Raw genomic sequence first — 2,119 nt, forward strand, 5'->3', positions numbered from 1 at the left:
CTGTCCGGTTTCAAGGCGGTGCGATCGCGCCGCCACCGTCTCGATCAGGTGTTCGGATGGCCAGCCTTCGGTGATCTCGGCGGGCAGGTGCTCGATGCCTGAGCGGACGCGCGTTGCGAGTTCGTCGAGCGCCTGCTCGGCTGCGCGAGCGGGCAGGCCCATGGCCTTCGCCTCGTCGAGAAGCGCCTGTCGATCCACCGTGGCAAGCGACTGCTGCGCACCGATCTTGGTGCCCATAGTTCCCGACAGCTCGGAGTATTCCAGCGTGGACAGCGAATCGTAAAGGGGCGCAACCTTAACCACTCCGTTGTGGAGCATCAGTGAGTAGTTCTTGCCGTGGCCGTCTTCGTCGCCGACGATCGCGCGAAACACGACTTGCTTGTAGATGTCCGTCATTTCCCGCTGCGGGGAGTCGGCGAATTCTCGAAGCACGCGGGCCATGCGTTCGGAGGGCCGACCGATCAGGTACTTGTCTTTCGGGCGAAGCCCGACGGCCTGGCACATGTCCTCCTGGTGTACGCGGTGGATTGTTCCGTCGCTTGCGACATTGCGGTCGTAGCGTTCGGCGACGAGCGTGGTCGCATCGCCGATCCGCTCGACCCACGCTGCGTTAACCGACAGGCCGCACGACCGAGACAGGGCCAGCACCAGTGCCTCGTTCTCCGCGCTGTGGGGCCACACGGTGGTGGGCTTGAGGATATGCGTCGAGGGGTATCCTTCGACCGGCATGCACCACCGCCCGTTCACGCGGGTCAGCAGCAGTTTGTCCTGCGCGCCCCCCAGTGACATCCGGATACCCCTGGCGGGGTCGGCACCCAGAGGTCTCGTGGGCAGATTCCGGATGAGGTCGCCAAGTTCCTCCTCGCTCAGCGGAGAAGACGGGTGACCCTCGGTCGGCAACCCTTCTCCGGCAGGCACCACGACAACCGCCCCAGCGCATTCGCGCCCGTATTCGGCAAGAACGGCCATGGCATCTGAAGGGGTTGCTGGAGCGCCGGCCAGATCGAGTTCTACGCCGCGCAGCCGTGCGGCGGCGTGCTGCAACGCGCGACCTTCCGGAAGCAAGCCTTCCAGGAAGGATCGTGAAACCGAAGGTGCGCTCGGTCCCGGGACCGAGGGCAGGGAGCAGGACAGGATTGGCGCGCCGCCGCCGTAGCCGAGGCGCACCTCGTCGGTGTACTCGATCACGAGCTTGCGTCCCCCGGATTTCGGGGTGACTCGCGCTGTGAGTACTCCGTGCAGCCAAATATCCAGGCTCATCGGGCTTTCCAGCCTTGGCGAGGGCGGACCACCAGTTCGAGGTCAAGCGCGGCGAGCGTGTCGAACAGCTTCTCGATGGCCTTGGTGGCGTCGCCGGTTTCGAGTTGGGCGATGGAGAATCGGTTGGTTCGGGATCGCTCGGCAAGTTCGCTCTGAGTCAGGCCCTGAGCCTGGCGCTCAGCTCGCAGCGCACGCCCCAGCGCGGACGCTGAGCGTGCCGTCATCTCGCGACCGGCGGATGTTGTCATTTGAGCACATTAGCCTGGTCGGATCTCGGTGGCAAGAAATCACCACATTGAAGCCTAGCAGGACGGATGGTGATATTTCCTCACATTGTGTCGTCGTGCGATCTCATGTCAGGTCCAGTGCCGCTACAACCAGTCCGGCGACGGCGAGCGCCCGGTACAGCGCGAGTAGAGGCCCGGACAGTTCGGCAGATCCGGAACGGCGGTCTTTTTCCGGCGAGCGCGCCCCGAATCTGTCGGTGGGATTCTCTACGCTTTCGGAGATGGACTATCCGGCGATCGATGCGCTGCGGGAACGCCACCCCGCGTGGCGACTGCTGCGCGCCGGCAACTCCACCCTGATCCTGGCCTTCCTCGGGGAATTTTTTGTCGAAAGTAACCGCGGTGCCTGCCCGGCAAGCGTGGTCGCCGCGGAGTTGGACGACCACCTCCACGCGCTGAACGCCGAAGTGACCGGCGAGGACGGCTTCGAACGCTTTCCGAAGGACGCGCGGTCCTACTTGGAGGACTGGGCTGCCACCGACGCCGCGTATCTGCGGCGGTTCTATCCGCCCGGCGACGACGAAGTGCACTACGAGGTCACCCCGGCGTTCGAGAAGGCCTACGCGTGGGTG

3 protein-coding genes are annotated in these 2,119 nt (G+C 64.8%); 1 reads left to right on the top strand and 2 read right to left on the bottom strand.

Going from position 1 to position 2,119, the window contains the following annotated elements; genetic code table 11:
- Together AC2VOK_RS07355 and AC2VOK_RS07360 are read right to left on the bottom strand one after the other, a co-directional pair.
- The coding region (locus AC2VOK_RS07355) for a HipA domain-containing protein (protein WP_428899877.1) at positions 1-1,260 on the bottom strand (1,260 nt) is incomplete at its 3' end.
- Entirely contained in the window at positions 1,257-1,508 is a 252-nt protein-coding gene (locus tag AC2VOK_RS07360) for a helix-turn-helix domain-containing protein (protein WP_428899878.1), read from the bottom strand. The genes AC2VOK_RS07360 and AC2VOK_RS07355, both read right to left, overlap by 4 nt.
- Positions 1,509-1,768: 260 nt before the next feature.
- Here AC2VOK_RS07360 and AC2VOK_RS07365 point away from each other — a divergent pair.
- Positions 1,769-2,119 (top strand): DUF3375 family protein (locus tag AC2VOK_RS07365; RefSeq protein WP_428899879.1); only part of this gene is annotated, 351 nt, incomplete at its 3' end.

The organism is Mycobacterium sp. TH-M116 (assembly GCF_057473685.1).

Excerpts from the sequence above, each read along its gene's own strand:
- AC2VOK_RS07360 (WP_428899878.1), bottom strand. The coding sequence starts at position 1,508 with ATGACAACATCCGCCGGTCGCGAGATGACGGCACGCTCAGCGTCCGCG.